At 34.4% G+C, this 25,659-nt stretch carries 25 protein-coding genes and 1 pseudogene; 8 read left to right on the top strand and 18 right to left on the bottom strand.

From position 1 onward, the window contains the following. Nucleotides 1-90: 90 nt before the first annotated feature. A pseudogene (locus ACYIAQ_RS01665) lies at nucleotides 91-549 on the bottom strand (GrpB family protein). A 284-nt stretch (nucleotides 550-833) separates the two neighbouring features. Between ACYIAQ_RS01665 and ACYIAQ_RS01660 the strand changes: the two are divergent. The 3 genes from ACYIAQ_RS01660 to ACYIAQ_RS01650 are packed head-to-tail and all read left to right on the top strand — an operon-like array spanning nucleotide 834 to nucleotide 3,056. Beyond that, nucleotides 834-1,598 carry an ABC transporter ATP-binding protein gene (locus ACYIAQ_RS01660; protein WP_483562334.1) on the top strand — a complete coding sequence of 255 codons (765 nt, stop codon included), beginning with the start codon at nucleotides 834-836 and terminating at the stop codon, nucleotides 1,596-1,598. Nucleotide 1,599: 1 nt separating this feature from the next. After that, a complete protein-coding gene (locus tag ACYIAQ_RS01655) occupies nucleotides 1,600-2,334 on the top strand; it encodes a multidrug ABC transporter permease (protein WP_483562333.1) in 735 nt (244 codons plus the stop codon). Then, nucleotides 2,334-3,056 carry an antibiotic transporter permease gene (locus tag ACYIAQ_RS01650; RefSeq protein ID WP_483562332.1) on the top strand — a complete coding sequence of 241 codons (723 nt, stop codon included), beginning with the start codon at nucleotides 2,334-2,336 and terminating at the stop codon, nucleotides 3,054-3,056. The genes ACYIAQ_RS01655 and ACYIAQ_RS01650 overlap by 1 nt, the downstream gene beginning before the upstream one ends. 94 nt (nucleotides 3,057-3,150) lie before the next feature. On the opposite strand, the gene ACYIAQ_RS01645 is transcribed toward ACYIAQ_RS01650, so the two are convergent. The 11 genes from ACYIAQ_RS01645 to ACYIAQ_RS01595 all read right to left on the bottom strand — a co-directional run bounded on the left by ACYIAQ_RS01645 (nucleotide 3,151) and on the right by ACYIAQ_RS01595 (nucleotide 15,885). Next, the gene (locus ACYIAQ_RS01645; RefSeq protein WP_483562331.1) at nucleotides 3,151-5,058 is read right to left on the bottom strand and encodes a copper-translocating P-type ATPase; all 1,908 of its coding nucleotides are present in this window, start codon (nucleotides 5,056-5,058) and stop codon (nucleotides 3,151-3,153) included. 18 nt (nucleotides 5,059-5,076) lie between these two features. Beyond that, nucleotides 5,077-5,448: a cupredoxin domain-containing protein gene (locus tag ACYIAQ_RS01640; RefSeq protein WP_483562330.1), complete on the bottom strand. Its 372-nt coding sequence runs from the start codon at nucleotides 5,446-5,448 to the stop codon at nucleotides 5,077-5,079. Nucleotides 5,449-5,735: 287 nt separating this feature from the next. Then, nucleotides 5,736-6,392: a hypothetical protein gene (locus ACYIAQ_RS01635; protein ID WP_483562329.1), complete on the bottom strand. Its 657-nt coding sequence runs from the start codon at nucleotides 6,390-6,392 to the stop codon at nucleotides 5,736-5,738. A gap of 123 nt (nucleotides 6,393-6,515) precedes the next feature. Continuing rightward, a complete protein-coding gene (locus ACYIAQ_RS01630) occupies nucleotides 6,516-6,842 on the bottom strand; it encodes a YxeA family protein (protein ID WP_122017996.1) in 327 nt (108 codons plus the stop codon). A 15-nt stretch (nucleotides 6,843-6,857) separates the two neighbouring features. Then, nucleotides 6,858-7,508, bottom strand: coding sequence for an ATP-binding cassette domain-containing protein (locus tag ACYIAQ_RS01625; protein ID WP_483562328.1), 651 nt, complete (start codon nucleotides 7,506-7,508; stop codon nucleotides 6,858-6,860). 10 nt (nucleotides 7,509-7,518) lie between these two features. Beyond that, nucleotides 7,519-9,534, bottom strand: coding sequence for a hypothetical protein (locus tag ACYIAQ_RS01620; RefSeq protein WP_483562327.1), 2,016 nt, complete (start codon nucleotides 9,532-9,534; stop codon nucleotides 7,519-7,521). A 229-nt stretch (nucleotides 9,535-9,763) separates the two neighbouring features. Continuing rightward, a complete protein-coding gene (tpiA, locus tag ACYIAQ_RS01615) occupies nucleotides 9,764-10,519 on the bottom strand; it encodes a triose-phosphate isomerase (RefSeq protein WP_483562326.1) in 756 nt (251 codons plus the stop codon). A 22-nt stretch (nucleotides 10,520-10,541) separates the two neighbouring features. Next, nucleotides 10,542-11,753: a phosphoglycerate kinase gene (locus ACYIAQ_RS01610; protein ID WP_483562325.1), complete on the bottom strand. Its 1,212-nt coding sequence runs from the start codon at nucleotides 11,751-11,753 to the stop codon at nucleotides 10,542-10,544. Nucleotides 11,754-11,861: 108 nt separating this feature from the next. After that, on the bottom strand, nucleotides 11,862-12,878 hold the full coding sequence (gap, locus tag ACYIAQ_RS01605) for a type I glyceraldehyde-3-phosphate dehydrogenase (RefSeq protein WP_122017991.1): 1,017 nt from the start codon (nucleotides 12,876-12,878) through the stop codon (nucleotides 11,862-11,864). 62 nt (nucleotides 12,879-12,940) lie between these two features. After that, on the bottom strand, nucleotides 12,941-13,972 hold the full coding sequence (locus ACYIAQ_RS01600; protein ID WP_122017990.1) for a sugar-binding transcriptional regulator: 1,032 nt from the start codon (nucleotides 13,970-13,972) through the stop codon (nucleotides 12,941-12,943). Nucleotides 13,973-14,358: 386 nt separating this feature from the next. Next, the gene (locus ACYIAQ_RS01595; protein WP_483562324.1) at nucleotides 14,359-15,885 is read right to left on the bottom strand and encodes an LBA0864 family S-layer associated protein; all 1,527 of its coding nucleotides are present in this window, start codon (nucleotides 15,883-15,885) and stop codon (nucleotides 14,359-14,361) included. A 165-nt stretch (nucleotides 15,886-16,050) separates the two neighbouring features. Between ACYIAQ_RS01595 and ACYIAQ_RS01590 the strand changes: the two genes are divergently transcribed. Both ACYIAQ_RS01590 and ACYIAQ_RS01585 read left to right on the top strand, forming a co-directional pair. Further along, nucleotides 16,051-17,493 (top strand): APC family permease, encoded by a 1,443-nt coding sequence (locus ACYIAQ_RS01590; protein ID WP_122017988.1) that lies wholly within the window; start codon nucleotides 16,051-16,053, stop codon nucleotides 17,491-17,493. A gap of 87 nt (nucleotides 17,494-17,580) precedes the next feature. Beyond that, entirely contained in the window at nucleotides 17,581-18,036 is a 456-nt protein-coding gene (locus tag ACYIAQ_RS01585; RefSeq protein WP_483562323.1) for a Fur family transcriptional regulator, read from the top strand. 133 nt (nucleotides 18,037-18,169) lie between these two features. Here ACYIAQ_RS01585 and ACYIAQ_RS01580 read toward each other — a convergent pair whose 3' ends face one another. From ACYIAQ_RS01580 to ACYIAQ_RS01565, 4 genes are all read right to left on the bottom strand, one after another. Beyond that, nucleotides 18,170-19,288, bottom strand: coding sequence for an SLAP domain-containing protein (locus ACYIAQ_RS01580; RefSeq protein ID WP_483562322.1), 1,119 nt, complete (start codon nucleotides 19,286-19,288; stop codon nucleotides 18,170-18,172). A gap of 107 nt (nucleotides 19,289-19,395) precedes the next feature. Then, nucleotides 19,396-19,536 (bottom strand): hypothetical protein, encoded by a 141-nt coding sequence (locus ACYIAQ_RS01575; RefSeq protein WP_483562321.1) that lies wholly within the window; start codon nucleotides 19,534-19,536, stop codon nucleotides 19,396-19,398. Nucleotides 19,537-19,541: 5 nt separating this feature from the next. Further along, nucleotides 19,542-19,814 (bottom strand): BspA family leucine-rich repeat surface protein, encoded by a 273-nt coding sequence (locus ACYIAQ_RS01570; RefSeq protein ID WP_483562320.1) that lies wholly within the window; start codon nucleotides 19,812-19,814, stop codon nucleotides 19,542-19,544. 84 nt (nucleotides 19,815-19,898) lie between these two features. Then, nucleotides 19,899-21,242, bottom strand: coding sequence for an SLAP domain-containing protein (locus ACYIAQ_RS01565; protein WP_483562319.1), 1,344 nt, complete (start codon nucleotides 21,240-21,242; stop codon nucleotides 19,899-19,901). Between the two features lie 678 nt (nucleotides 21,243-21,920). Here ACYIAQ_RS01565 and ACYIAQ_RS01560 point away from each other — a divergent pair. From ACYIAQ_RS01560 to ACYIAQ_RS01550, 3 genes are all read left to right on the top strand, one after another. Beyond that, nucleotides 21,921-22,178, top strand: coding sequence for a hypothetical protein (locus ACYIAQ_RS01560; RefSeq protein ID WP_483562318.1), 258 nt, complete (start codon nucleotides 21,921-21,923; stop codon nucleotides 22,176-22,178). A gap of 21 nt (nucleotides 22,179-22,199) precedes the next feature. Further along, on the top strand, nucleotides 22,200-22,442 hold the full coding sequence (locus ACYIAQ_RS01555) for a hypothetical protein (protein WP_483564034.1): 243 nt from the start codon (nucleotides 22,200-22,202) through the stop codon (nucleotides 22,440-22,442). A gap of 280 nt (nucleotides 22,443-22,722) precedes the next feature. Beyond that, entirely contained in the window at nucleotides 22,723-22,941 is a 219-nt protein-coding gene (locus ACYIAQ_RS01550) for a hypothetical protein (RefSeq protein ID WP_483564033.1), read from the top strand. 147 nt (nucleotides 22,942-23,088) lie between these two features. Here the strand turns inward: ACYIAQ_RS01550 and ACYIAQ_RS01545 are convergent, their stop codons facing one another. Further along, nucleotides 23,089-23,364 (bottom strand): hypothetical protein, encoded by a 276-nt coding sequence (locus ACYIAQ_RS01545; protein ID WP_483562316.1) that lies wholly within the window; start codon nucleotides 23,362-23,364, stop codon nucleotides 23,089-23,091. Between the two features lie 643 nt (nucleotides 23,365-24,007). After that, nucleotides 24,008-25,234: an SLAP domain-containing protein gene (locus ACYIAQ_RS01540; RefSeq protein WP_483562315.1), complete on the bottom strand. Its 1,227-nt coding sequence runs from the start codon at nucleotides 25,232-25,234 to the stop codon at nucleotides 24,008-24,010. Nucleotides 25,235-25,659: the final 425 nt, after the last annotated feature.

Raw genomic sequence — 25,659 nt, 5'->3', positions numbered from 1 at the left:
AAGAAAAGAAGTTGTTTTTAAAAGCCAGATCCAATATAATTTAGGATCTGGCTTTTAATATTTCTTTATTTTAATCATCATTTATATCATTCAATCTTTCATACAATTATTAATTGCTCGTTGCTTAATCTTATATATCAATGGTCCCTTTGCATCAGCATAATCTTGAACTGTTGGCCAGCGTCGTGTTGCTAGTTTTTGTTTTAATTCTTGATATTTTAACCGATTGGTATCATTTTTTCTTAACTAATCACGAAAGAGGATTAAGTCTTTAGCTTCTTGACTATCCGGACCATATACATGAAGGTGTACATCAGGATCAATGCCAAGAAACATTCGATGCTCTTGAAATTCTGGCTCCCGAATTCGTAAAGTATAACCAGCTTGTTGTAATTGAAAACCATAACTTGCTTCAGCACTAGGATTAGGAACAACCAATAAAATATCAATAATGGACTTAGACATAAGTCCCGTAACGGCAGTAGAACCAATATGCTCAATTTTTAAAGCCGTCGAACCTAAAGCTTGTTGAATTTTTTCCCTTTCAATTTGAAAAAATTAGGGTCATTTATTGTTATATTTAACCAACTTAACCGACTGATTTTGTTCAACTTGACCAACAGTTATTTGTTGTAAATATTTCAGAGAAGTCATTTTATAACCTCAAAATAAAAAATATTTAATTTAAATAACCAAAAATTTTTTATATGTTATAATTTTAACATAGCTTTAATGTAAATCAATAAAAGATCTTAAAATTAACCTGTAAAATCATGATGTCACCCTTCCTTAATAGTGACACTTAAATTTACACTAATTTTGGAGAATTTATTTTGGAAAATATTTTAGAAGTAAAACATATAAAAAAGATTTATCATAGCAAGAATGAAAAATTTCACGCCCTTGAAGATATATCTTTTAACATTAAAAAAGGACAAATTGTTTCATTACTCGGTCCTAATGGTGCTGGTAAAACAACGATTGTTTCAATTATTGGTGGCTATTTATTGCCAACCGAGGGACAAGTGTTGCTTAATGGGCAAAATATTATTGGCACACCCCATCACCCGCACATAGGTGTCTCTTTTGGGGGTGATCTCGGTTTTTACCATCGTGCAACCGCCGCACAAAATCTTGCTTTCTTTGCCGATTTGGTTCGAATACCGTATCGCCAGCAAAAAGCTGAAATCACTCGCGTACTAGAAATTGTTAATTTAAGCAACGTGGCGAAGAAAAAGGTCGGGCAATTTTCTAAAGGTATGACGCAACGTCTGCATATTGCGCGAGCGCTTTTAGGTAACCCACATCTTCTTTTACTGGATGAACCAACTAGCGGACTCGACGTCGAAATTGCTAAAAGCATTCGCGATACAATTAAAAATCTTTCTGATTTTGGAATCAGTATTTTACTAACCAGCCATACCATGTCTGAAGTGGAAGCTTTGGCTGACCAAATTATCTTAATTGGCGCGGGACGAATTTTTTCAACTGGAACAGTTGCTGATATTGTTAAAGAATCACGGGTCACCCATATCGATCGCCCTGCCACTTTAGAAGAATCATACTTAGCCTTAGCACCAGAATTGCGGAGGAAATAATATGAGATTTATCCGCCTGTTTTGGTTTCACTTTAAAGAATATCTGTCAGATCAATATTTTGTCACTTTGACTTTGACGAGTACCCTGTCCATCTTTTTGGTGCAATACACACTCGCCTATGCCAATCATCAATTAACCAACACTAGTATATGGTTACAAAGTGCAATCTTTGGCATGTGGTCTTCTTGTACCACAGCTGCTGGCAGTATCGGCTTTGAAAGATACAAGGGAACTTTGCCTTATTTAATTAATAACGCTTACGATGAACGCTTATCTTTAATTGCCTTATTATTGCCAGCTTCAACCTATGGCTTAGCAGCTTTTCCGCTAGCTTGGTTTCTTGCCCAACTTTTAGGGGTTACAACTGGCGCAATTACTTTCAAGTTCGGCTTCACTGTTATTTTATTATGGCTAGCCATGGCAACTATGGGAATTTTTATTGCCTCTTTCTTTACCCTCACTCCCAATGCAATTACTTATGAAAGTTTGATTGGTACACCACTTGTTCTACTTTCGGGACTCTTTGGAAATCCTGTTTTTTTGCGACCACTTATAAAAATTGCCCAGTGGTTTATTCCCATGACAACTCCAATTGCTGCTTTAACTGGTACTAGTTCAACCCTTAATTGGTCGGCTTATTTTTCTAGTTTAATAATTTGGTTTTTTTTAATAATCTTAATGGTTAAAAAAATTAACCAGTTAGCACGTAAGAAGGGAGAATTAAATTTAATCTGATGCTTAAAACACAATTTTCATCATTATCATTTTTGGCAAATTGGCGCACTATCCTAGTCTACTTTTTTATCACGCCTTTTGTTGACATGATCCTTTTAGTTTTAATTAATGCGCAATATACTGGGCACTTTGACTGGTCCATCGTTTTGGCATCAATTGCCATTGATGCCACTCATCTTTCAATGACAACCATGACCCAATCACTAATTACCGACGCCAACTTAGGAATTGACTATGAAATGATTGCTCAACGGCCCTTTAGCTTACGTTACTGGACAAATAAAGTTTTTGTGGCTTTGATAGTTGGCTTTATTCTAGCAACATCTAACTTAGCCCTTGCCCTAATTTTTGGTGCACCACTTGTAATTATTAACCGCGTTATCATGGTTTTACCATTATTATGTTTATTTGGCATAATTTTAGGCTTTACTGCCTGGGCCATTAGTTGGGAAATGAATGACCCATATTTTCTGTCAAATCTTATCAGCTCGGTGATGAGTCTAGTAGCCGGAATTTTGGTGGTTATTTCGTCCTATCCCAAATGGCTCGAAAAAATTGCTCTACTTTTCCCTTTTTATGGTCCTATTAATTTAATTAAGTTTAAATATGCTGATTTACGCAGTAGTATTTTAGTTACGATAATTTGGTTAATAATTGGAATTATAACTTATATCGTACAAATCAAACATGTTTTAAAGACCAGACATCATAAATACAATTAAGCAAATTATTACTTTTTCAACTTAAACTAAAAAATGGCTTAATAAAAAAGCGGATACTGTTAACAGTATTCGCTTTTTATTATCACTTAAATATTTATATTTTGCTTTTGCCTAACAAAACCGAGCTAATAACAACTGATAATGAACTAAAGGCCATTGCCAAACCCGCAATCTCTGGACTTAAAACCAAACCAACTCCGGCAAAAACTCCAGCGGCAATCGGGATGCCTAAAACATTATAAATAAATGCCCAGAATAAGTTGAGTTTTATTCGTTGAAAAGTTTTCCGACTCAACTTGAGTGCACGAACAACTGCTAGTAAATCATTATTCATTAGAACAATGCCACCAGCATCTATTGCCACATCTGTACCGGACCCCATTGCAATTCCAACATTTGCTTGTGTTAATGCGGGCGCATCATTAATTCCATCACCCACAAAAGCCACATAGTGTTTTTCTTGCAATTTTTTAATAACATCTGATTTATCGGTGGGTAAGACACCAGCGATTACCCGATTTATGCCGACTTGCTCGGCAATTGACTGTGCTACTTTTTGATTATCACCAGTTAACATTACGGTTTGCAAACCCATTTGCTTAAGCTCACTAATCGCTTCTTTTGCGTTCTTTTTTGGCGCATCTTGAATTGCAATTAAGCCAATGACTTCATTTTGAACTGAAACAGCAACAACCGTTTTAGCTGCTGTCTCTAATCTCTCTGCCTCATTGGCCAAACTTACAGAAATTTTCAAATTAGCAGCAGATATTAATTTGCCAATGTAGACAGATTCAGTCCCAATTTTACCACAAACGCCGCGTCCCTCTAGAACTTGAAAGTCACTAACAACTGCAGGTACTATCTTTTCTTTGTTGGCATAGGTAATAATTGCAGCCGCCAGTGGATGTTCCGATAACTTTTCTAATCCAGCAGCAATTGGCACTACCTGTTGCTTGTTACCAATTAGATCAGTTACTTCAGGTTTACCTTCGGTCAACGTGCCAGTTTTATCAAAAACCATTGTTCCAATATGATTAGCAGCTTCAAGAATTTCACCATTTTTGATCAAAATTCCCATCTTGGCTCCCCGGCCAGTTCCAACCATTAAAGCAGTTGGCGTAGCCAGGCCTAGGGCACAAGGACAGGCAATTACCATTACACTAACGGCATAATTAAGTGCAGTTGGAATGTCTTGTCCTAAGAAGACATTCCAAACAACAAAAGTAGCAATAGCAATAATTAATACAGTTGGTACAAAAATATTGGCAACTTTATCTGTCAATTTTTGTATTGGAGCATGACTACTTTGTGCCTTTTTGACAATTGCAATAATTTGAGCAAGCATTGTATCATTACCAACTTTTTCAGCTGTAAAAACAAACGAGCCTGTTTGGTTGATTGTTGCTCCGATTACCTTGTCACCAACTGTCTTTGTCACAGGCATGCTTTCACCTGTTATCATTGACTCATCAATATTTGATGAACCTGAAATTATCTTTCCATCAACCGGAATTTTTTCACCAGGTTTTACCTGGATTAAATCATTTTTAACGACTTGACTAACGGGAATTTGGATAAAATCTTGCCCACGTTTAACAAGAGCATTTTTTGCATTTAAGTTAATTAGTTTACTTATAGCACTAGAAGCATTGCTACGCATTTTTTCTTCTAACACTTGACCTAGTAAAACGAATGTAATAACAAAAGCGGCCGTTTCAAAGAAAACCGGTCGCTTCGTCAACATTGCATAAACACTATAAATGTAAGTCGTTAATGTCCCAAGCGCAACCAATGTATCCATGTTGGCATGATGCTTTAAAAAAGCAGCCCAAGCACTTGTGATAAATTGACCAGCAGCAAGAAACATAATAATGCTTGTAAGCACAAACATTGTCCAATTACCACCCGGGAGCATCCAACCCGTGAAGGGATGAATGATCATTTCTAACAACATTGGTATTGATAGGATTAACGACGTCCAAAATCGTGTTGTAATTTTCATATTAAATCTCCCGCAAATTTACTTTACAATAACTTTGCCATGAAACATATTCATACTGCATTGCCAATTGTACTCACCAGCTTTGGTTGTATCTATCTTAACTGATTCAACTTTTCCTTCAGGCAATTTTTGATTAATTCCCAAATCGGAGAAGATTACATGATCAAGACAACTAGCAGAATCAAGTCGCTTAAAGTTTAATGTTGCAGGAATCCCACGCTTCAAAATCACTTTTTCAGGAGAGTAACCGCCCTTGACAGCAATATCAACACTTTGCTTATTCCTAGATACTTCAGCCATTTTTGTTTGCACTGTATGCTTTCCGAAAAACCACCATGCAATAAAAGAAATGATAGCTATTCCAGCAAGTAAGATGATAATCTTTATCATGATAATTTCTCCTTTTTATCTTAATTTTTGTTTTATGTTTACATTTGTAAACTATAATAAGTATATGACAATTAGCTAAAATTGTAAATTTTAATGCTCAATTACTTAATGACAAAAGCATCCAGCTATCTGTCCCAATAAACCTAATATTAAACTTTATTTTCAACATTAACCTTCAAATATTGGTTGATTTAAATTTGGATTTTGAATAAAAGCTATTTCAATTAGTTCCACTTACAAAATAAAGCCACAGATTGTTTTACAATCTGTGGCTTTAACTATTAAATTTACTTATCGCTTCTTAATAATATCCATTTGCTATAAGTCATATCATCAAACTTTTTCTGATCATATTTATCAGAAAGCTCTTTAGTTCGAAAGTATTGGTTGATTACTGTACCAGCTTGTGGATTACCTTCAAAAACTACAGTTTCTTTCTTACCATCAATTTCTTCAACTTTAAAAGTAAAGGCATAGCTATTATCAATTGTTTTGTTACTTACTGGGGTAACAATAATCCAGTTATCACCGTTCATCTTCTTTTCACTAATACGAACAAACTTAGCAAGTTTTTCTTTATTCTTTTCCTGCCATTTTATTGACATTTGCCAAGGAGATTTTTTGGTACCCTTTAATTTACCACTGACAACTGCATTAACATATTCTCCGCTAGTAGGCAAGCCCAAGCCAGTTTGATGAAAATCTAATGGTTCCATTCTTAATAAATTTTTACTATACCATTTACCTTGCAATGAGTCTGGGAATGTATAGGATTTTCCAAAAGCAACTTTAACTGCTTTGGTACGTTTATTTACTTTGCTTCTTCTGCCTTGTTTTATTTTAGCTGCTTGCAAAGTTTGTGCTTTTGTAGCAATTAAGCTAGAAGCGGTCGATACGCCGATTGTGGTAGCTGCCAACACAGTTAAAATCTTTTTACTTTTCATGTTTTGTCTCCTAATAAAATTTTTATCATTGGATTATATCATAGGTAATAAATAAAAGAAGCTAATAAGCCTCAAAATAAAATGTAAGATTTTAGCAACATCAGTAACTTGTTAAGTTCTAATTTATTTATTAACAGCAGTTAATTTGGGCATTTTCTTCTTAGCAATATAATCAATTACTTTGACATATTGCCCTTTATGGTGAATCGCAATGTACTGCATGGTTGGATCATAACCGCCAACATAAATTATCTTATAAGGTAATTTTTTGCCCGACTTGTCAATCGCCTGTACATTGTAATATTTTTGCGTATTCTTAGGAACCTTGGCATAATCAACTCTCATCTTAATCATTGGATTAAGATAGTCAGTGTATTGGTTATGAATAAAAAATGGAGAAGTAAATAAAACAACTAAACTAGCAATAATTGAAAAAACTATTTTTTTCATTTTTAATCCTCACTTTTATTTATCAATTTCAATTTTCTTATTATTTAATTTAATCACATAATCGCATTGCCGCCAAACCTGTGGGTCATGTGTCGCAATCATAATCGTTGTTTTGGGATCAAAGCCAGTTAACAAAGTATTTAAAACAATTTGACTATTTTCTGAATCTAGTGACCCAGTCGGTTCATCAGCAAAAATCACCTGTGGTTCTTTCAAAATGATTCGTGCCAATGCTACGCGTTGCTGTTCACCACCACTTAACGTGTATACTTTTTGCTTAAGTGGCAACTTGTCTAAGCCAACCTGTTCTAAAGCTTGTCTCATCTTAATATCTATTTCAGCTTTAGCCAATTTTTGGTTTGCCAGACCAAGTAGCAAATTTTTCTTAACTGTTTGCGTATCAATTAAGGCAAAGTTTTGAAAAATAAATCCAAAATCTTCACGGTATAATTTTCTTCGATTTTTGGAATTGATTACTATGTCATTAAAACTAACCGTACCTGCTGTCGGTGGTTCTAATCCGCTTAAAACATTTAAAAAAGTCGTTTTACCGGCACCACTTTTACCAACAATTGCATAACTTTTACCAGTTCTTAAACGGAAAGTAAGATCTGCAAAAATGATCTTTTCTTTAAATTTTTTAGTAAGGTGTTTGATTTCAAGCATTTTATAACTCCTAATTCCCATGATTAAGCGTAATTAATAAATTTTTCTCCGCCCAGTGCCACATTAATAAGATAATTAAACTTTCTAATAAAAGATACATTAAAGCTATTGGCATCAAAATTAAATACTTTAATTTTAGCAAAATACAGATAACAATTAACAAATCACATCCTAAGTTGATAAATAGGAACGAAGTAACAAGTTTGGTATTCGATTTACCAAATACTCGATAAATTGCCATTTTTCGCCGTTGACTTTGCAAGAAAGTTGAACTCACGAATAAAATAATGAAGGATAGTTGGAACAGTGATAAAACTGTCATGATGGTTAACATGATTAATTCATTATTTGCTTTACGATTATAATCATATAATCGACCTTGCTTACTACTAAAACCAATAACATATGGAGTTAATCCTAGATGTTGAGTCAACCTTTTAAGTTGGCTAAGATTAGGAAATTGAACCGTCCCTTGACTTACTGAGGCAGAATAAAAATCATCTGATAATAACTTGTCGTTAACAACAACAATTAAAGGATTGGTTGATATTGATGAAGAAATTTGCTCTCCAATGGTGTAATTGAAAATTTGTTGATTACTGGCTATTGGGATAACCTGAATCACAGGCGAATAGTTTTTGCGATAGTAATTCGGTAAAGTATTTTGAAATTTAATAAAGCTTTTTAACTGCTTTTTTGCTTGGTTAACTTGATTTAATCGATTGTGAGGGACTAACAATAAAATTTGCTTAGTATTAAGTTTGACATGTTGTTTATTTAATCCACTATTCTTAATAAAATTATTATTAGCAATAATAACATTGCCATTTTCAGGTTCAGTTGAACGAACTTTCGGCTGAAATTGTTGCGAATTTTGTGCCAAAATTACTCCTGGAGATTGTACGACAAGTTGATGAACCATCCGAGAAACTTTTCTATCTTCTTGATGATCATTAATATGCCATACGAGCATTGGAGAATATGTATTCTTTTTCATACGCCACTTTTTAATAATTTTAACATCGTTCGTGTAAGTTTTATTGCTGTTGTATAACGAAATCGTATTAATCATGATTAAGACTAGAAATAATACTTTTAAGATATAACCAATTAACAAAAAAGGCCGCGTATGTTCAGCTCCTTTTATTGCTGCAGATGGGTTGATTAAGGCCAAAACCACATAAGACAAAAGATTTAAAATAAAAAAGGCAAGAAATAATATCACTAAAATTCCAAACAGACGAGGTAAGAAAAAACTAAAGCTACTACGGGTTAAAGTGCAAGAACTCCAAATAAGTACTCCACCAATAATTAAGCCGACGGCCAAAACAAGACTGACAGCTTCAGCTTTTAAATCCGTAATAATGATTTGATTAGTACTTAAACCATTAATCTTCATAACTGCATAAGCTTTAAAACGATAAACTTTTTCTAGTATCATGACAATAAATAGAATGCCAATGATATTTGCAGTAATAAGTAAATTGGTAGTAGAAAGATCAGCTAAAATTGATAGCAGAAAAGACTTGATTGATAAGGAGTTATCAATTATGTGCACTTTCATTCCCAATGTATGCAGGTGTGATAAAAGTTGCTTTAACACTTTTGGATTAGCATTAGTACAATATAACCCATATATTTCTTCTAGTTCAAAATCCTTATTCGTCAGTTTTTTAACGGATTTATTTTGATAAAGAGAAAAATTATTAGTCTTTGTTCCCAAATCATAAACAATTTTAGTTTGATGCCCATTAAAATTATCGATTCGTAATTTAACCAGTGATATATGATTATCTTTAGAAAAATGCTTTAAGGTCTTAAAAAAGTTCTTTTTATTGTACTTTTTGTTCCATTTAATAGTATTTTTTTTATCCCAATTTTTAGTAACTTTTGACCCATAGACATCAATGACTGTTTTATTGTTTGGAACTGAATTATTATCTGAGGAACTAATCAATTCAAAAAATAGAACAATTACTATAATTGATATTAGTGAATATAGGAGAATTTTTATTTTCCGTAACATATATTTAATCCTTGTTTTTACTTCAAGTAAATCATCAATATGGCGTTTTCATTAAATAATAATTTATCATTATAAAGTCTTAAGCTCTATATTAAGAGCAACAATGTTATAAAAAATTAAAAAATGAAATAGAGAAGAAGTATTTTTCATCATTTAATTACTTCATTATTGTAATGTATTTGGATAAACAAAAACAGCTATTGCTTAGCACAATAGCTGTTTTTTTGATTTAGTCTTGGTAGTTAACTAAGTCTAAGTATGAGTCTGGCTTCAAACTAGCCCCACCAACTAAACCACCATCAATATCTGGTTTAGCCATTAATTCTTTCACATTTCCTGGATTAACTGAACCACCGTATTGAATGCGAACGTTTTCGGCCGTTTCGTCATCGTATAAATCTTTGACTGTGTCGCGAATTGTTTTACACATTTCTTCAGCTTGTTCGGAAGTAGCAGTCTTACCTGTACCAATTGCCCAGATTGGTTCATAAGCAATAACTAAGCTTGAAACTTGAGCTGCAGTTAAACCATTCAAAGCAGCTTTAATTTGACCAACAACCCATTCTTCTTGCTTGTTAGCTTCACGTTTTTCAAGTGATTCACCACAACAAAGAATTGGCGTAATGTTGTTAGCAAACAACGCTTTGGCTTTTTTGTTAATGTCTTCATCAGTTTCGTGGAAGTAGTCACGACGCTCTGAGTGACCAATAATGCAGTAGTTAATGCCCATTTCCTTTAGAACCTTAGGTGATGTTTCACCAGTAAAGGCACCTTCATTTTCGAAGTAGGCATTTTCTGCACCAACCTGTAAGTTAGAACCTTGAGCTGCTTTTTGTAAAGCATCAAGATCAACAGCAGGTGCACAAATTAAAGATTCGACTTTACTTGTTTGAGGCAACTTATCCTTAACTGCAGCAACAAATTCTACCGCTTGGTTAGGATTCATATTTAACTTCCAGTTACCAGCAATAATAGGTGTACGCATTTATATCAACCTCTCTTCTAGTTTATTTGTCTGAAATGCAGGCAATTCCTGGTAATTCCTTACCTTCAAGATATTGTAAGGAAGCACCACCACCAGTTGAAATATGCGTAATCTTAGGAGCGATCCCCAATTGCTTTGCAGCAGCTGTTGAATCACCACCACCAATAATAGTTGTTGCATCTGTTAATTCAGCTAATGACTTACCAACTTCAAGAGTACCCTCAGCAAAGTTGGACATTTCAAATGCGCCCATTGGTCCATTCCAAACAACCGTCTTAGCATCTTTCAAGATTTCCTTGAATTTTTCAACAGTCTTAGGACCAATATCAAGTCCCATCATGTTGTCAGGGATATCATCACCAACAACTTCACGCGCTGCATCATTTGAAAACTCAGTTGCAGCAACATTATCAACTGGTAATACAATTTTACCAGCTGCATCTTTTAACAATTGCTTAGCCAAGTCAACCTTGTCAGGTTCAAACAATGACTTACCAATATCATGACCTTGTGCTGCCAAAAATGTGTAAGCCATTCCCCCACCGATTAAAATGTGGTCTGACTTTGGAATCAAGTTGGTAATGACATCAATCTTGTCAGAAACTTTAGCACCACCTAAAATCGTAACAAATGGGTGAACTGGGTTAGCAACAGCATCACCTAAGAACTTGATTTCCTTTTCCATCAAGTAACCAGCCGCTGCAGGCTTACCAGATTTCTTCATGGCTTCAGCAATACCAACATTGGAAGCATGACTTCTGTGGGCAGTACCAAAGGCATCGTTTACATACATGTCACCCAATGATGCCCAGTATTCGCCAAGTTTTGGATCGTTCTTACTTTCACGCTTGCCAAAATCGTTATCAATATCTTGAAAACGAGTATTTTCAAGAACAACAACATCACCATCTTGCATGTTGTTAATTGCATCTTCAACTTTTTGACCTTCATTTTCAGAAACAAAAGTTACAGGCTTTGCGAGTAATTCACTTAAGCGCTCAGCAATTGGCTTAAGTGATAGTTCTTTTTTATCATCATCAGTCTTTACACGACCTAAGTGACTAAGCAAAATAGCCTTACCACCATTTTCGATGATGTATTTAATAGTTGGAAGAGCAGCAACAATTCTGTTGTCATCACCAATCACGCCATCTTTGATTGGTACATTGAAATCAACACGAACTAAAACCTTTTTATCTTTTACATCAAGGTCGGAAACAATTAATTTAGCCATCTATATCCTCCGATAACTTAATTATTTTATTTTAAGAAAAAAGACGGAAGGAAGAATTTCCCTCCGCCTTCTCTTTTACTACTTAATTAACAGTAATTAATTTACAGATTAAAGAGTAGCAAATTTCAACAAAGTACGAACCATTTGGCATGTGAATGAGTATTCATTGTCGTACCAAGCAACAGTCTTAACTAATTGATTGTCACCAGCAGTGGTTACCATAGTTTGAGTTGGGTCAAAGATTGAACCAGCAGTCATACCAACAATATCACTTGAAACAACTTCGTCATCGTTGTAAGCAAATGAAGGACTTTCATACTTCTTCATTGCTGAGTTAACTTCATCAGCAGTTACTTTCTTGTCAAGAATTGAAACCAATTCAGTTAATGAACCATCAGTAACTGGAACACGTTGAGCGTGACCGTTAACTTTTCCGTTCAATTCTGGAACAACAAGACCAATAGCCTTTGCAGCACCAGTTGAGTGAGGAATAATGTTAACAGCAGCAGCACGGGCAGCACGCTTGTTACCACCACGAACAGGTCCATCCAAAAGCATTTGAGTTGAAGTGTAAGCGTGGATAGTAGTCATCGTAGCAACCTTAATACCAAATTCTTTTTGCAAAGCATCAACCATTGGTGCCAATGAGTTAGTGGTACATGAACCAGCTGAAACAATTGTGTCACTAGCATCTAAAGTGTCATCGTTTACGGCGTAAACGATAGTCTTCAAGTCATTACCAGCAGGTGCTGAAATCAAAACTCTCTTGGCGCCAGCGTCAAGGTGAGCTTGTGACTTAGCCTTGCTTGTGTAGAAACCAGTACATTCAAGAACAAAGTCAACACCATCGTTTTTAACCCATGGAATGTTTTGAGCTTGTGGTTCAGCGTATACATGGTACTTCTTACCATCTACAACGATTGAATCTTCAGTAGCTGAAACTTCATGGTTAAAAGTACCATGAGTTGAGTCATATTTTAATAAGTGTGCTAAAAGTGCAGGGGTAGTTAAGTCGTTAATTGCAACAACTTCAATATCCTTTGTCTTTTCGCCCAAGTCCATAATCCGACGGAATGCTAAACGACCAATACGACCGAAGCCGTTAATACCAATTTTAACTGTCATATTCTAAAGTCCTCCTTAAGAACTATGTAAGAAATGTAAACAACATTTATTTTAAATGAGAATTATTTCTCCTTTAAAATCTTCTTTGAAGCACCCTCATCAGTAATTAACCAGGTTTGATGAGGAGCATTAGGCATATAAGCCTTGATTGCTTTGGCCTTTCGGCTACCACAAGCAAAAGCAAATATGTGGGGTATTTTATTTAGATTCTCAAACTGCAAGCCAACCTGTTGCACGCGGTCGACAATCTTTCCTTCGTTATCGAAAAAACACCCAAAACATTCGGTAACTACTTTTTTCTCGCGTAGTTCAGATAACCGAATTGAATCGTATCCCCTACGCCGTGCCATATCGTGAGCTAAACCAATCCCGTGAATCACAACATCTGTTTTCGAAATATCTTCAAGAACATCCGCAAATGTTGATTCTCTAATTAACGATTTATAAGCTTCTCTTGAAACTTGTTCTGGTAAATACAATGTTTTGTATTTACCACCTGTCTTAGCTGCCATTAACTGAACGATAGTATTGCTTTGAATAGCAACATTCTCCCCCAAGGCGCCACGACCTGGCACAAACAATAATTGTCGATTTCTACCTAAGCTTTTAGACAAATTGCCCGCTGATTTTGCAAGTGCTTCACCACCAAGAACAGTAATAATTGAATGTCCCAATGGTAAAAGCAAGTCTAGCGCTGAGCTAAGCTCTTCACCCATTCTTTCGTAAACAAGTTGCTGCAAATCGCTATCACCGGGAACAATAATTGTTCTTTCAATACCAAGCTTACGCGCCAAATCAATTTCAGTTTGTCGAGCATTGAACAACCGATCAACAAGCGGTGCTGCATCTTGCAACATCTTCTTACCCTTTTCTGTCATAAACATGCCGAAACTCTTGATTTCAATTAAACCAAGATCACGAAGATACTCCGTTTCTGTTCGCACATTTCTTTCAGAAAGTCCTAAAGATTGAGCAACACTTCTTCGCCCAATGGGTGCATGAAGTTCTATCTGTTCTAAAACAAGATATCGTTGCCGAAAAACTTTCAACATATCAGGAACGAGGGCCTCAAGCACAGGAATCTCTGCGTTCATTAACCTCTCCTTCTCTGGGACAATTATGGCCCTGTATTTGTCATTATTTGTCCCGCTTTGTCTAAAAATATAAGAGAAACATAGATTTATAAGTTCTAAATCTTACATCCCTCAATCGACAACTTTAGTATAGCAACCTCATTTAAATAATTCAAGTAAAACAGAATTTTGTTGGTAATTACTTTTCCCACAAAAAAGAATTTATCTTTAATAATTTTTCTGGTATAATGGTTAAAGTCATTTGGGGTCCTTAGTGTAATGGATCGCACGTAAGATTCCGGTTCTTAAAATCTGAGTTCGACTCTCAGGGGACCCATAGAGAAAAAGCTAAGAGGTGCATCTGCACCTCTTAGCTTTTTATTTTGTATAAAACAAATTATTTTAGCTTATTTAGTTGTACCTACGGTTAATTCTCCGCGTTGAGCAAACTCGACATATAGCTTGTTGCCCGAAACCGACAAACCTTCTATTTCACGTCCTACATTCAAATGATGTGTTTCTTTATAAGTGCCATTACTTGCAACCTTAAAAATATAATCATTAAAGCCAATGTAGAATTGATCATGACTTTGATCATAAGTAAAGCCCTGAACTGGAGAGCCATTATTAATAAAGTTACCTTTCGTAGCACCAACTTCAACTGGAGTCCACGTATCACCGTTTCGCGTAACTTTCCAATATTCGTAATAATGATTACCACCATTATGGAATAAGCAGTACATCGTATTGTCATCGACAAAAGTTGCATTGTGAATATATCGAGGTGACATTCCGCTCCAGATTCTAAAACTCCAAATTTGGTTAATCTTCATATCGGATTTACGAATTTGCAAAATTTCTTCTGATTCACTTGAATTCTTAGACTTATTGTCATTAGCAAGAACATACAGATAGTTAGCTGATGAACCGATAGCTTGACCATGACCGAGTTTAATGTAAGGACTAACCTTAATCTTAGAAGCATAGTTCTTAAAGGTCGACCACCTTAAATTCTGCAAATTCTGTGCCTGATATTTATTGATATGTCCTAGATCATATGAAACAAGATGGCCAAATTGATCATTACTTGAATTAAAAATTGCAGTAGTGAAATCAGAACCATGAACAGTAATTCCCTCTGGAATTACACCAACAACGCCCATTTTATCGCCAGTTTCACTATTATTAAGACTCACAAAGCGTGGTTCAAATAATTTTGTTCGTAAGGTTAATCCCCCCGCTTTAAAAACGTTTGATTTGGTTTCCGATCTATAGTGATGCGCCGCATTCCAATTTCTCGAAGAGGACTTTGAACTACCCTTCCAAGTTGAAACTTCCTTGGGACCAGCAACCGGTGTTACATTGGCGTGCGCTATTCCTTCATTTTTATCAGAGCGCACAGTAACATCTACACTAGCTTTAGCTTGACCATAACTGTAATTTACCGTTGTTTTTCCTGGTGTTGCCGAATTAATCGTTTGCTGCGAAATATTAATTTTAGCTGGATTAACGGCGGTTCCCGTCCGATCAGTTACATAATTGACGGCATCGCGAGTATTAAAAGTGTAGTTACTGTTTTGAACCAAACTAACATTTTGAGCAACAGAAATCTGATTACGGGCAAAGAAATTCTGATTAACCCAACCGACAGTGCGCCCATCTACAATAATCTTCCAAAAAGTTCCCTTTTTGGTATTTACTGATTGCTTGGATTGAATTTGAGCAAGCTTAAAATATTTGGTTGAAGTAAATTTACCGGTCGGACCACTCTTAAAAGCATGATGATATATAGCAAAATTTCCCGTACCAGGAATTTTAGTCACAGCTTTATGATAACTCTTAGCATTTATATACGAATTGTTACCACTAACAAATAAGCCCATTGCTACTGTCATAAGTGCAATGGAGATTTTCCCTTTAGAAACTTTTTTCATTATTCTCCTACCTTTCATAATTCAATATATAATTTTACACAATTTCTGAGCACAAGCAATATAAACTATTACAAAAAAATTAGCATCATAATAAAACGATAGCCTTTTAACAGCTTTTAGTTTAAAATAAAAAGTTGTTATAAATTTCATTAGGAGTATTAGTTTATGATTGAATCAGAAAATAATTCTAAAAAGATGATGTGGACTACTCTTGCTATCATGGCCTTCTCCACTGTGTGGGGTTTTGGTAATGTGGTTAATGGTTTCATTTATTTTGATGGAACAAAAGTAATCTTCAGTTGGATTCTTATCTTTCTAATGTTCTTCGTACCATATTCATTAATGGTTGGAGAACTAGGAGCTGTCTTTAAAGATTCCGAAGGTGGTGTTTCCTCATGGATCAATGCCACGATGGGTCCAAAATGGGCTTATTACACTGGTTGGACTTTTTGGGCTGTTCACGTTGTATACATTTCAAGTAAGGGAACTGGTGGCTTGAGAGCCATGGCCTGGGGGATTTTTGGAAATACGCATTGGTATGATAGTTTACCAACTGCTTGGACGCAGCTGGCTACTTTAGTTGTTTTTCTATTTTTCTGCTGGGTTGCAAGTCGCGGTGTTCCGGTAATTAAAACCTTATCAACAATCGCCGGATCATCAATGTTTATCATGTCAATTCTATTTATTATTATGATGTTTGCTGCACCAGCAATTAATCCTCATGCTGGATATATGAGCATTGGCTGGAATTGGAAGAATTTTGTTCCAGACTTTAATGTTAAATATTTTACATCTCTGTCTATTTTAGTATTTGCTGTTGGTGGTTGTGAGAAAATCTCACCTTATGTTAATAAGTTAAAAGATCCATCCAGAAACTTTCCTAAGGCAATGATTGCTTTAGCTGTTATGGTTATGGTATGTGCAATTTTAGGTACACTTGCAATGGCAATGATGTTTGATCCAAAAGTTGTTAACCAAAACCTTAACGAATACATATCAAACGGCCCTTACATGGCTTTTGATAAATTGGGACAATACTACGGTGTAGGTGGCTTGTTCATGTACATCTATTCTTGGTGTAATGTGATTGGCCAATTCTCAACCTTAGTTCTTAGTATTGATGCACCACTAAGAATGTTATTAGGGAGTAAGGAAGCTAAAGACTATATCCCGAAGAAACTACTTAAAGTTAATAAAAATGGTGCTTATATCAACGGTATTTGGATGATTGTCATCCTGTCAGGCGGGTTAATTGTTTTCCAAGCACTATTACCTAATGCTCAAGCAGTTATGGCCCAATTAATTAAACTTAATTCAATCGTGATGCCAATGCGTTATCTTTGGGTATTTGTTGCTTACATTGCTTTGCGTAAACAAGTTGATAAGTTCCATACTCCGGGCAACTATCAAATGACTAAGCACCAATGGTTAGCCTTTGCAGCTGGAGGTTGGGCTTTTGCAATCAACCTAATTTGTTGTTTACTTGGTGTCTACTCTACTGACCCTTTAACACTTGGTTTGAATATCGCCACGCCAATTGTTTTATTCCTACTTGGTTTAATTTTACCGGCTATCCGGAATCACCAAGAAGCTAAAGCTAATGGTTAAATCAAACACCAATAATTTAAACCGCCTAAAGGCGGTTTTTTTCTTGCAATTAATGCTAAACTAATACTAAAAAGGCAGGAGATGAAAATGGTGGAAAGTTCTTTGAAAGAGGCAACTGATTTATTACATCGTCATCACTTAAAAGCAACTAAACCAAGAATAAAGATTTTACACTATCTGATGACCCATCATGATCATCCAACAGCCGCCATGATTTATGACGCCCTCAGTAACGGGCAGCCTACTCACCGAGCAACAGTCTATAATACATTAAATAAACTGGTTGCTGCCGGAATTGTAATCGAAATCAAGAACGGTGACGAAGCAATTCACTACGACTATTTTATAAGACCACACTTTCACATTATTTGTACCAAATGTGGTAAAATCGCTGATGTTTTTTATTCAAATTCGAAAAAAATTGAAAATAAAATGCGCCAAGAAGCCGAAAAGCAAACCGGCTTTATACCTTTGGCTAGTCATTTAGAAATTTTGGGAATTTGTCCCACTTGTCAGAAAGTCAATATATCAAGATACCGTTGAATGATAGTTATTCAACGGTATCTTGATACAAAAAAAGACATAAACTTGATAAAATTTGCTTATGTCCTTTTAGTTTAATTTAAATTAATATTATTCTGCAGCAATAATCAAATTATTTGATTGAAGTTATAGCTTATTTTGTTTTCTCTGCTATGCCACTTACAATACCATTTATTTTGTCAACTGTCTGAGTTTTAATCTGATCTATTTCTTCAGAACTTAAATCTCCCTTATTAATCGCATTCTCGGCATCACTTTTTTCATGATTTACTGCATCGATTGCTTTAGATACTTCTTCTTTTGCTTCTTTTGACTTAACAAGTTGGTTTAATGCATCATTAGCAGTTTGATCAATTTTCACTACTGTTGTATCTTTTTTGGCAAAACGACTTTCAACATTCTTTATTTTTTCAAGAGCCTTATCTTTGATTGAAATTATTTCCAAGCTTGTTTTTGCATTATCAATCTCGTTTTCAGCTTCACTTGCTGCCTGCTGTACTGCATCGATTTCTTTATCTGCATCTATAGCAGCCTTGGCATTGGCAAACCCATTCCGAGCTTCCATTACTGCTTTTTCAATATCTTCATATGATTCAGCCTTTACTGCTTGTTTATCTTTTGTTGGAGGATTAATCTTACTACTGCCACCGTTAATAGTATTAGTGGAATTGTTACTTGATACTTTAGCACTACTACTTGCTGGTGGGGTTGTTGGGGTTACCGGGTTAGTTGTAGTGGTGCTATCAATTGGTATCTGCTTTATTGCAAGTGCCTTTAAAGGAACATATCCTCTATTAGTGGCATAGAATTTCTTACCATGAATGGTAATGGTTTTACCAAAAGTTCTAACTTTCTTGCCCTTTACCAACTTGCTGTTATTAATAGCTTTACCATTTCTGGTATAAAGAAAAGTACTCTTAGTTAATTTGCGTACTTTACCATCAACGTTAACCGCCTTAATGTACTGCCCTCTGCCAATTTCATAGTAAATTACACCTTTAATGGTCTTTTTACCGTAAGTAGTAATTCTACTACCAGCTTTAACAATTACGCTAGTCTTAACAACTTTCTTACCAGCCTTTTTGTAAATGGCAGAATTTACGCCAACCACTTTACTCTTGGCTGCCTTAGCGCTAACTGTTGTTGCGCTCATAGCGTTTTCTTGACTACTCACCCCAGCAAAGCCAATTGACAATAGTGTCGCACTGGCAATAGAAATAATCATTTTCTTATTAAAATTACTTTTGTTCATTTTCTAAATCCTTTTAAAAAGCAATAGCCTTATACAAAAAGAGGGCATAAAAGACTCCAAATATTCTTGGCGCTTTGACCAAAAGCTGACTTATGTCCTCTTAAATTTTAATCATTAATTTTTGTTTTGAGAATTTGATTATAGATAGGTAGTCGCTGTAACCTGTAATTTTCTAAATCAATACCTAACTTACTATAATCCAATCCGCCATTTTCTAGCAACTTCTTAGCATTTTTTGAAACTGTCAATTTAGTTACTGAAGCCCCATAAATGCATCACTTACGTCTTCTAAATCTTTTACATTAAATTGGCTTAAATCTAAACTTTCCAAATTATGACAATCATAAAACATTAATTGCATGCTGGTTATATTAGAAGTGTCTATTTGGTTTAATCTAGTAATTTCTGTTAAATTATTCAAACCACTAAATAGTTCATCAGCTTTACCAGAAAGTAATAACTTACCATCAATATAAATTTTTTTGACAGAATCAGGATTAACTTTAGCAGCAGTTAAAGCTGACAAAATTGTAGTAGGATTATTAACAGCTATTGTACTGTACTACCTGAAATAGTCAAAATACTACTATCTAATAACGTTAAATCTTGATTAATATTTTTTTACAATATCATTTATTTTGGCAAGTGTTTGAGTTTTAATCTGATCTATTTCTTCAGAACTTAAATCTCCCTTATTAATCGCATTCTCGGCATCACTTTTTTCATGATTTACTGCATCAATTGCTTTAAATACTTCTTCGTTTGGTTCTTTTACATTAACAAGTTTGTTTAGTGCATCATTAGCAGTTTTGTCAATTTCCACTACTGTTGCATCTTTTTTAGCAAAATTACTTGCAATACTCTTTATTTCGTCAAGAGCCTTGTCTTTGATTGAAACTATTTTAGAGATTGTCTTTGCATTTTTAATCGTAGTCTTAGAGTCACTTGCAGTTTGTTCTACTGCATCGATTGCTTTATCGGCATCTATAGGTGCTATGGCATTGGCAAACCCATTCCGTGCTTCCATTACTGCATTTTCAATATCTTCATCTGCTTCATCCTTTGCAAAGGGACTCGCAATATCATTTATTTTGGCAAGTGTTTGAGTTTTAATCTGATCTATTTCTTCAGAACTTAAATCTGCCTTATTAATCGCATTCTCGGCATCACTTTTTTCATGATTTACTGCATCGATTGCTTTAAATACTTCTTCTTTTGCTTCTTTTGACTTAACAAGTATATTTAATGCATCATTAGCAGTTTTGTCAATTTCTTTAACCGCTAATTCTTTTCTATCTACTGGTGGGTTAATATTACTACCATTGCTATTACTTGTACCGCCGCCGTTAATAATATTTGTGGTACTACTTGGTGTTTGAGCACTGGTGTTAGCTGATGGTGCAGTTGGGGCTGTTGGAGTTGCTGGATTAGTTGGAGTGATATCATCAATTGGTGTCTGCTTTACTGCAAGTGCCTTTAAAGGAACATAACCTCTATTAGTGGCATAGAATTTCTTTCCATGAATGGTAATGGCTTTACCAAAAATTCTAACCTTCTTGCCCTTTGCCAACTTGCTACCCTTAATAGCTTTACCATTTCTGGTATAAAGAGAAGTACTCTTAGCTAATTTGCGTACTTTACCATCAACGTTAGCTGCCTTAATATATTGACCTTTGCCAATTTCATAGTAAGTTACGCCCTTAATGGTCTTTTTACCATAAGTAGTAACTCTACTGCCGGCTCTAACGATTGCGCTTGTCTTAACAGCTTTCTTGCCAACTTTCTTGTAAACAGCAGAATTTACACCAACCACTTTATTCTTAGCTGCCTTAGCGCTAACAGTTGTTGCACTCATTGCATTTTCTTGGCCGCTTACTCCAGCAAAGCCAATTGACAATAATGCCGCTCCAGCGACTGAAACAATCATTTTCTTATTGAAATTACTTTTACTCATCTTTTCAAACCTTTCAATTAAAATTCGAACCAATCTACAACTAAATCACCCAAAACTAATAGCTTGTATAATAATTATTATTATCTTAACTAATGGGTCTCATCAAACTCAAAATTTCTCCTATTTATTGCCTTTTACCACCTTAGTTTTTCAAGCACTGTTATTATTAGACAAATGACCAGTAGCAGTGAATACACAGCATTCCCACGCCTTTTAATTTTGATCTCGATTAATTAACACCAAATAAGAATTTAACCGTAATATCAAAATCAATTTGTACTAATTGCTAATATGTAAGCTTAAAAGTACAGTGTAAAGCGTTATCTTTATGTTATGACTATTCGTTGAGTATTTAAAGACAATATATAGTAAAATAAAAAAAAAAAAAAAAAAGCAATATATTACATTAAAGAGATAATATTAAGAATTATATTTTATAAGATTTGAGATAATTTAAATTTGGTTCATGTTAATAGTTTGACGATTTTTCTACTTTTTATAATTTAACAATTAATAAATGATTGTTATAAATTTTGTCTTTTATAAATTTTTTAACGCCTATTTTTTAAGCTAGTCACAATTTCTTTCCAGAATTAAAATTAAATAATTGAAGTTACTCAATTGGGTGGTTTCTGGGCTATATTCATTTGGATTAATGTAGTTAATAGAAGAACCGTAGTGCGTCTTCCAAGCCTGATAATCGCTAGTTCCTTTTTGAGCAGGGAACGAATTTACTTCATTAGGATCGGCAATTCACTCAGTAGCACTTTTTCTAATGGTAACTTTAACAATAGCGGTTGTATCAACGGCATTTGGATAATTGTGATCCTGTCAGGTGGGTCAATTGTTTTCCAAGCATTATTACCTAATGCCCAAGCAGTTATGGCTCAACTTATTAAACTCAATTCAATTGTGATGCCAATGCGTTATCTTTAGGTCTTTGTTGCCTATATTGCTTTGCGTAAACAAGTTGATAAGTTCCACACCCCAGGCAACTATCAAATGACTAAGCATCAATGGTTAGCCTTTGTTGCTGGAGGTTGGGCTTTTGCCATCAACCTAATTTGTTGTTTACTTGGTATTTACTCAACTGATCCACTAACTTTAGGCTTGAATATTGCTACCCCAATTGTTTTATTCCTACTTGGTTTAATTTTACCAGCTATTTGGAATTATCAAGAAGCTAAAGCTAATAATTAAGTCAATCTAACTTTAAACCGCCTATTAGGCGGTTTTTTTGTTGCAATACTAAACTTATAATAAAGATAAGAAGATGAAACTGACAGTGGATTCTTTAAAAGCGGCAACTGATTTATTACATTGTCATCACTTAAAAGTAACTAAGCCGAGAATAAAGATTTTCTAATTATTTAATGATCATAATTAATTCAACATTTGACTTGTTAAGATCTACTAGTAACGCTATTCACCCAGCAACAAGTCTACAATATTTTAAATAAACTGGTTAACTGCCAAAATTGTGATCGAAATCAAAAACGGTGACGAAGCGATTCACTACGACTATTTTATAAGACCACACTTTCACGTTATTCGTACTAAATGTGAGCAAATTACTAACCTCTTCTACTCTAATTCTGCCAAAATTGAAAACAAAATGCACCAAAAAATTGAAAAGCAAACAGGCTTTATAACTTCGGCTAGTCATTTAGAAATTTATGGAATTTGCCTGACGTGGTAAAATATTTAACTCTAACCCAGATTGAATTATTTTTAGGGCAAGTTTAATTCAACTATTATTTTAAGCACAAAAAGAACATAAATAGATTTCCTAATTTTACTTAGGAAATTTATTTATGTCTGCTTGCTTTTATTGTTTATTATTTTGTTACTTGTTTACGACATGAAGTGCATTTTGGACAATAGTAATGATGTCTTCGGTTGTTTGAGCATTATTAATATTTTTAACGACCGCATTAAGTTTAGAATCGTCTATATCAGCATCATTATATGCTTCTTGAACTATCTGACTAGCAGCTCTCTTTAGAGAGGCTATATCAATCTTATTCAAAAGATTACCAATTTTACGATAGTAATTGTTATTATTATCCTCAATTTCTTTTATATTTGTTGCTCTTGCAATTTGCAGACTTGCTTCGTCCAAAAATCCTGAAGCATTTGTTAGTCGAGCAATTTTAGTATTAATGTCATGGATAATTGATATTATTTTCTCTGCTTTAACTTGCGCAAATTGGCAGACAGTAATAGCTTCATTTTGAGCTTTAATAATATCAGCATAGTTTTGCGCATTATCAACAGCGTTAGTATCCTTTTCAATATTAGCCTTAAGTTTTTTATTTAACGAATGTTATTTAAAAATCAAACAGATTGTGTGAAAAATTGTTGGACTACCCCAAAAACACTAATAAAAAACGTCACGCTTTGTAAGCTTGACGTTTTAAAATTTATATTAGCATCCATAAACTATATTGATATAAAACCAAATACTTTACTTCACTAAATTTTATAAAGAAAACTAGTTTCTAAAAATACCAAATACGTTAGACATAAAACAGCTACCTGAGTTGCTTTTGGTAAGTATGCATTAATTTCAACTTTTCCATCAGATAATATGGTATTCAAATTTTTAATAGTATTGGCACAATTAATTTTGTATATAATTGTGTTCCCACTCTGTATAACAATATCTTTTTTACACTATCACCTTGTGCTAAATCATTAATTTCTACTACCTTGTCTAGCTTTTATTAATTCTTCTGCGTCAGTAATTTTTTGTTTACCAGATATTAGATAAAACCATTTACAATATTCTTTATTTTTTCAAGTGTCTGATCTTTAATCTGGGCTATTTCTTCAGAAGTTAAATCTGCATTATTAATCACAGTGTCAGCGTTTGTTGCTGCTTGCTTTACTGCAGCGATTGCTGTCTCTGCATCTTTTTCAATATTGTCTATTTCATCGTTTGTCTTCGCATTCTTAATCTCTCTCTCAGCATGACTTAAAAGTTTATCTACATCATCGACTGCTTTAGTTGCTTCTTCTTTTCCTATTGCAATAACAAGCGTATTTAGAGCATCATCAGCTTTATTTTTAACTTTTTGAACTGCTGCTTTGCGGGTAAAATCATCTACAATATTCTTTATTTTGGCAATAGCCTGGTCTTTAAATTGATTTATTTCACCGCTTGTCTTCGCGTTACTAATCCCTGTTTTACCATCACTTAAAGCATGATTTACGGCATCGACTGCTTTAGATACTTCTTCTTTTGGTTCTTTTACATTAACAAGCGTATTTAGAGCATTATTAGCAGTATAGTCAACTTCATTATCTGCTGCTGCCCTTTGATTCCTTAAAGCATCTGCCGGTGGATTAATGTTACCACCATTGCTTGCGCCACCACCATTAATAATATTAGAAGTGTTATTAGTAGAATTACTTGGTGCCTCAGCTCCACCACTTACTGGTGGAGTTGTTGGTATTATTGGGGTATTTGACACAAAATTATTAATTGGAGCCTGTTTAACAACAAAGGCCTTAGTAGGAATATATCCGCGCTTTGTAGCGTAGAACTTCTTACCATGAATGGTAATGGCTTTACCAAAAATTCTAACCTTCTTGCCCTTTACCATTCTACTACCTTTAATAACTTTACCATTTCTAGTATAAAGTGAGGTATTCCTTACCAATGTACGGAGCTTACCATCAACATTAGCTGCCTTAATATATTGACCTTTGCCAATTTCATAGTAAGTTATGCCCTTAATGGTCTTTTTACCATAAGTAGTGACTCTACTGCCGGCTCTAACGATTGCGCTTGTCTTAACCGCCTTTTTACCAATCTTCTTGTAAATGGCAGAATTTACACCAACTGCTTTACTCTTAGCAGCCTTAGCGCTAACAGTTGTTGCGTTCATTGCATTTTCTTGGCCGCTTACTCCAGCAAAACCAATTGACAATAATGCTGCTCCAACGACTGAAACAATCATTTTCTTATTGAAATTACTTTTACTCATCTTTTCAAACCTTTCAATTAAAATTCGAACCAATCTACAACTAAATCACCCAAAACTAATAGCTTGTATAATAATTATTATTATCTTAACTAATGGGTCTCATCAAACTCAAAATTTCTCCTATTGCCTTTTACCACCTTAGTTTTTCAAGCACTGTTATTATTAGACAAATGACCAGTAGCAGTGAATACACAGCATTCCCACGCCTTTTAATTTTGATCTCGTTTAATTAGCACCAAATAAGAATTTAACCGTAATATCAAAATCAATTTGTACTATTCGCTAATACACAGCTTTAAAAGTACAATATATAGCGTTATCTTTATGTTATGACTATTCGTTGAGTATTTAAAGACAATATATAGTAAAATAAAAAAAAAAAAAAAGCAATATATTACATTAAAGAGATAATCTTAAGAATTATA

The sequence above is a fragment of the Lactobacillus sp. X-49 genome, assembly GCF_057063645.1.
The sequence above is the reverse complement of the archived record's forward strand: the minus strand, read 5'-3'. Positions and strand labels throughout refer to the sequence as shown.

Excerpts from the sequence above, each read along its gene's own strand:
- ACYIAQ_RS01590 (WP_122017988.1), top strand. The coding sequence starts at position 16,051 with ATGATTGAATCAGAAAATAATTCTAAAAAGATGATGTGGACTACTCTT.
- ACYIAQ_RS01610 (WP_483562325.1), bottom strand. The coding sequence starts at position 11,753 with ATGGCTAAATTAATTGTTTCCGACCTTGATGTAAAAGATAAAAAGGTT.
- ACYIAQ_RS01580 (WP_483562322.1), bottom strand. The coding sequence starts at position 19,288 with ATGAACAAAAGTAATTTTAATAAGAAAATGATTATTTCTATTGCCAGT.
- ACYIAQ_RS01620 (WP_483562327.1), bottom strand. The coding sequence starts at position 9,534 with ATGTTACGGAAAATAAAAATTCTCCTATATTCACTAATATCAATTATA.
- ACYIAQ_RS01600 (WP_122017990.1), bottom strand. The coding sequence starts at position 13,972 with ATGAACGCAGAGATTCCTGTGCTTGAGGCCCTCGTTCCTGATATGTTG.
- ACYIAQ_RS01630 (WP_122017996.1), bottom strand. The coding sequence starts at position 6,842 with ATGAAAAAAATAGTTTTTTCAATTATTGCTAGTTTAGTTGTTTTATTT.
- ACYIAQ_RS01540 (WP_483562315.1), bottom strand. The coding sequence starts at position 25,234 with ATGAGTAAAAGTAATTTCAATAAGAAAATGATTGTTTCAGTCGTTGGA.
- ACYIAQ_RS01655 (WP_483562333.1), top strand. The coding sequence starts at position 1,600 with ATGAGATTTATCCGCCTGTTTTGGTTTCACTTTAAAGAATATCTGTCA.
- ACYIAQ_RS01625 (WP_483562328.1), bottom strand. The coding sequence starts at position 7,508 with ATGCTTGAAATCAAACACCTTACTAAAAAATTTAAAGAAAAGATCATT.
- ACYIAQ_RS01650 (WP_483562332.1), top strand. The coding sequence starts at position 2,334 with ATGCTTAAAACACAATTTTCATCATTATCATTTTTGGCAAATTGGCGC.
- ACYIAQ_RS01640 (WP_483562330.1), bottom strand. The coding sequence starts at position 5,448 with ATGATAAAGATTATCATCTTACTTGCTGGAATAGCTATCATTTCTTTT.
- gap (WP_122017991.1), bottom strand. The coding sequence starts at position 12,878 with ATGACAGTTAAAATTGGTATTAACGGCTTCGGTCGTATTGGTCGTTTA.
- tpiA (WP_483562326.1), bottom strand. The coding sequence starts at position 10,519 with ATGCGTACACCTATTATTGCTGGTAACTGGAAGTTAAATATGAATCCT.
- ACYIAQ_RS01565 (WP_483562319.1), bottom strand. The coding sequence starts at position 21,242 with ATGAGTAAAAGTAATTTCAATAAGAAAATGATTGTTTCAGTCGCTGGA.
- ACYIAQ_RS01645 (WP_483562331.1), bottom strand. The coding sequence starts at position 5,058 with ATGAAAATTACAACACGATTTTGGACGTCGTTAATCCTATCAATACCA.
- ACYIAQ_RS01635 (WP_483562329.1), bottom strand. The coding sequence starts at position 6,392 with ATGAAAAGTAAAAAGATTTTAACTGTGTTGGCAGCTACCACAATCGGC.
- ACYIAQ_RS01595 (WP_483562324.1), bottom strand. The coding sequence starts at position 15,885 with ATGAAAAAAGTTTCTAAAGGGAAAATCTCCATTGCACTTATGACAGTA.
- ACYIAQ_RS01585 (WP_483562323.1), top strand. The coding sequence starts at position 17,581 with ATGGTGGAAAGTTCTTTGAAAGAGGCAACTGATTTATTACATCGTCAT.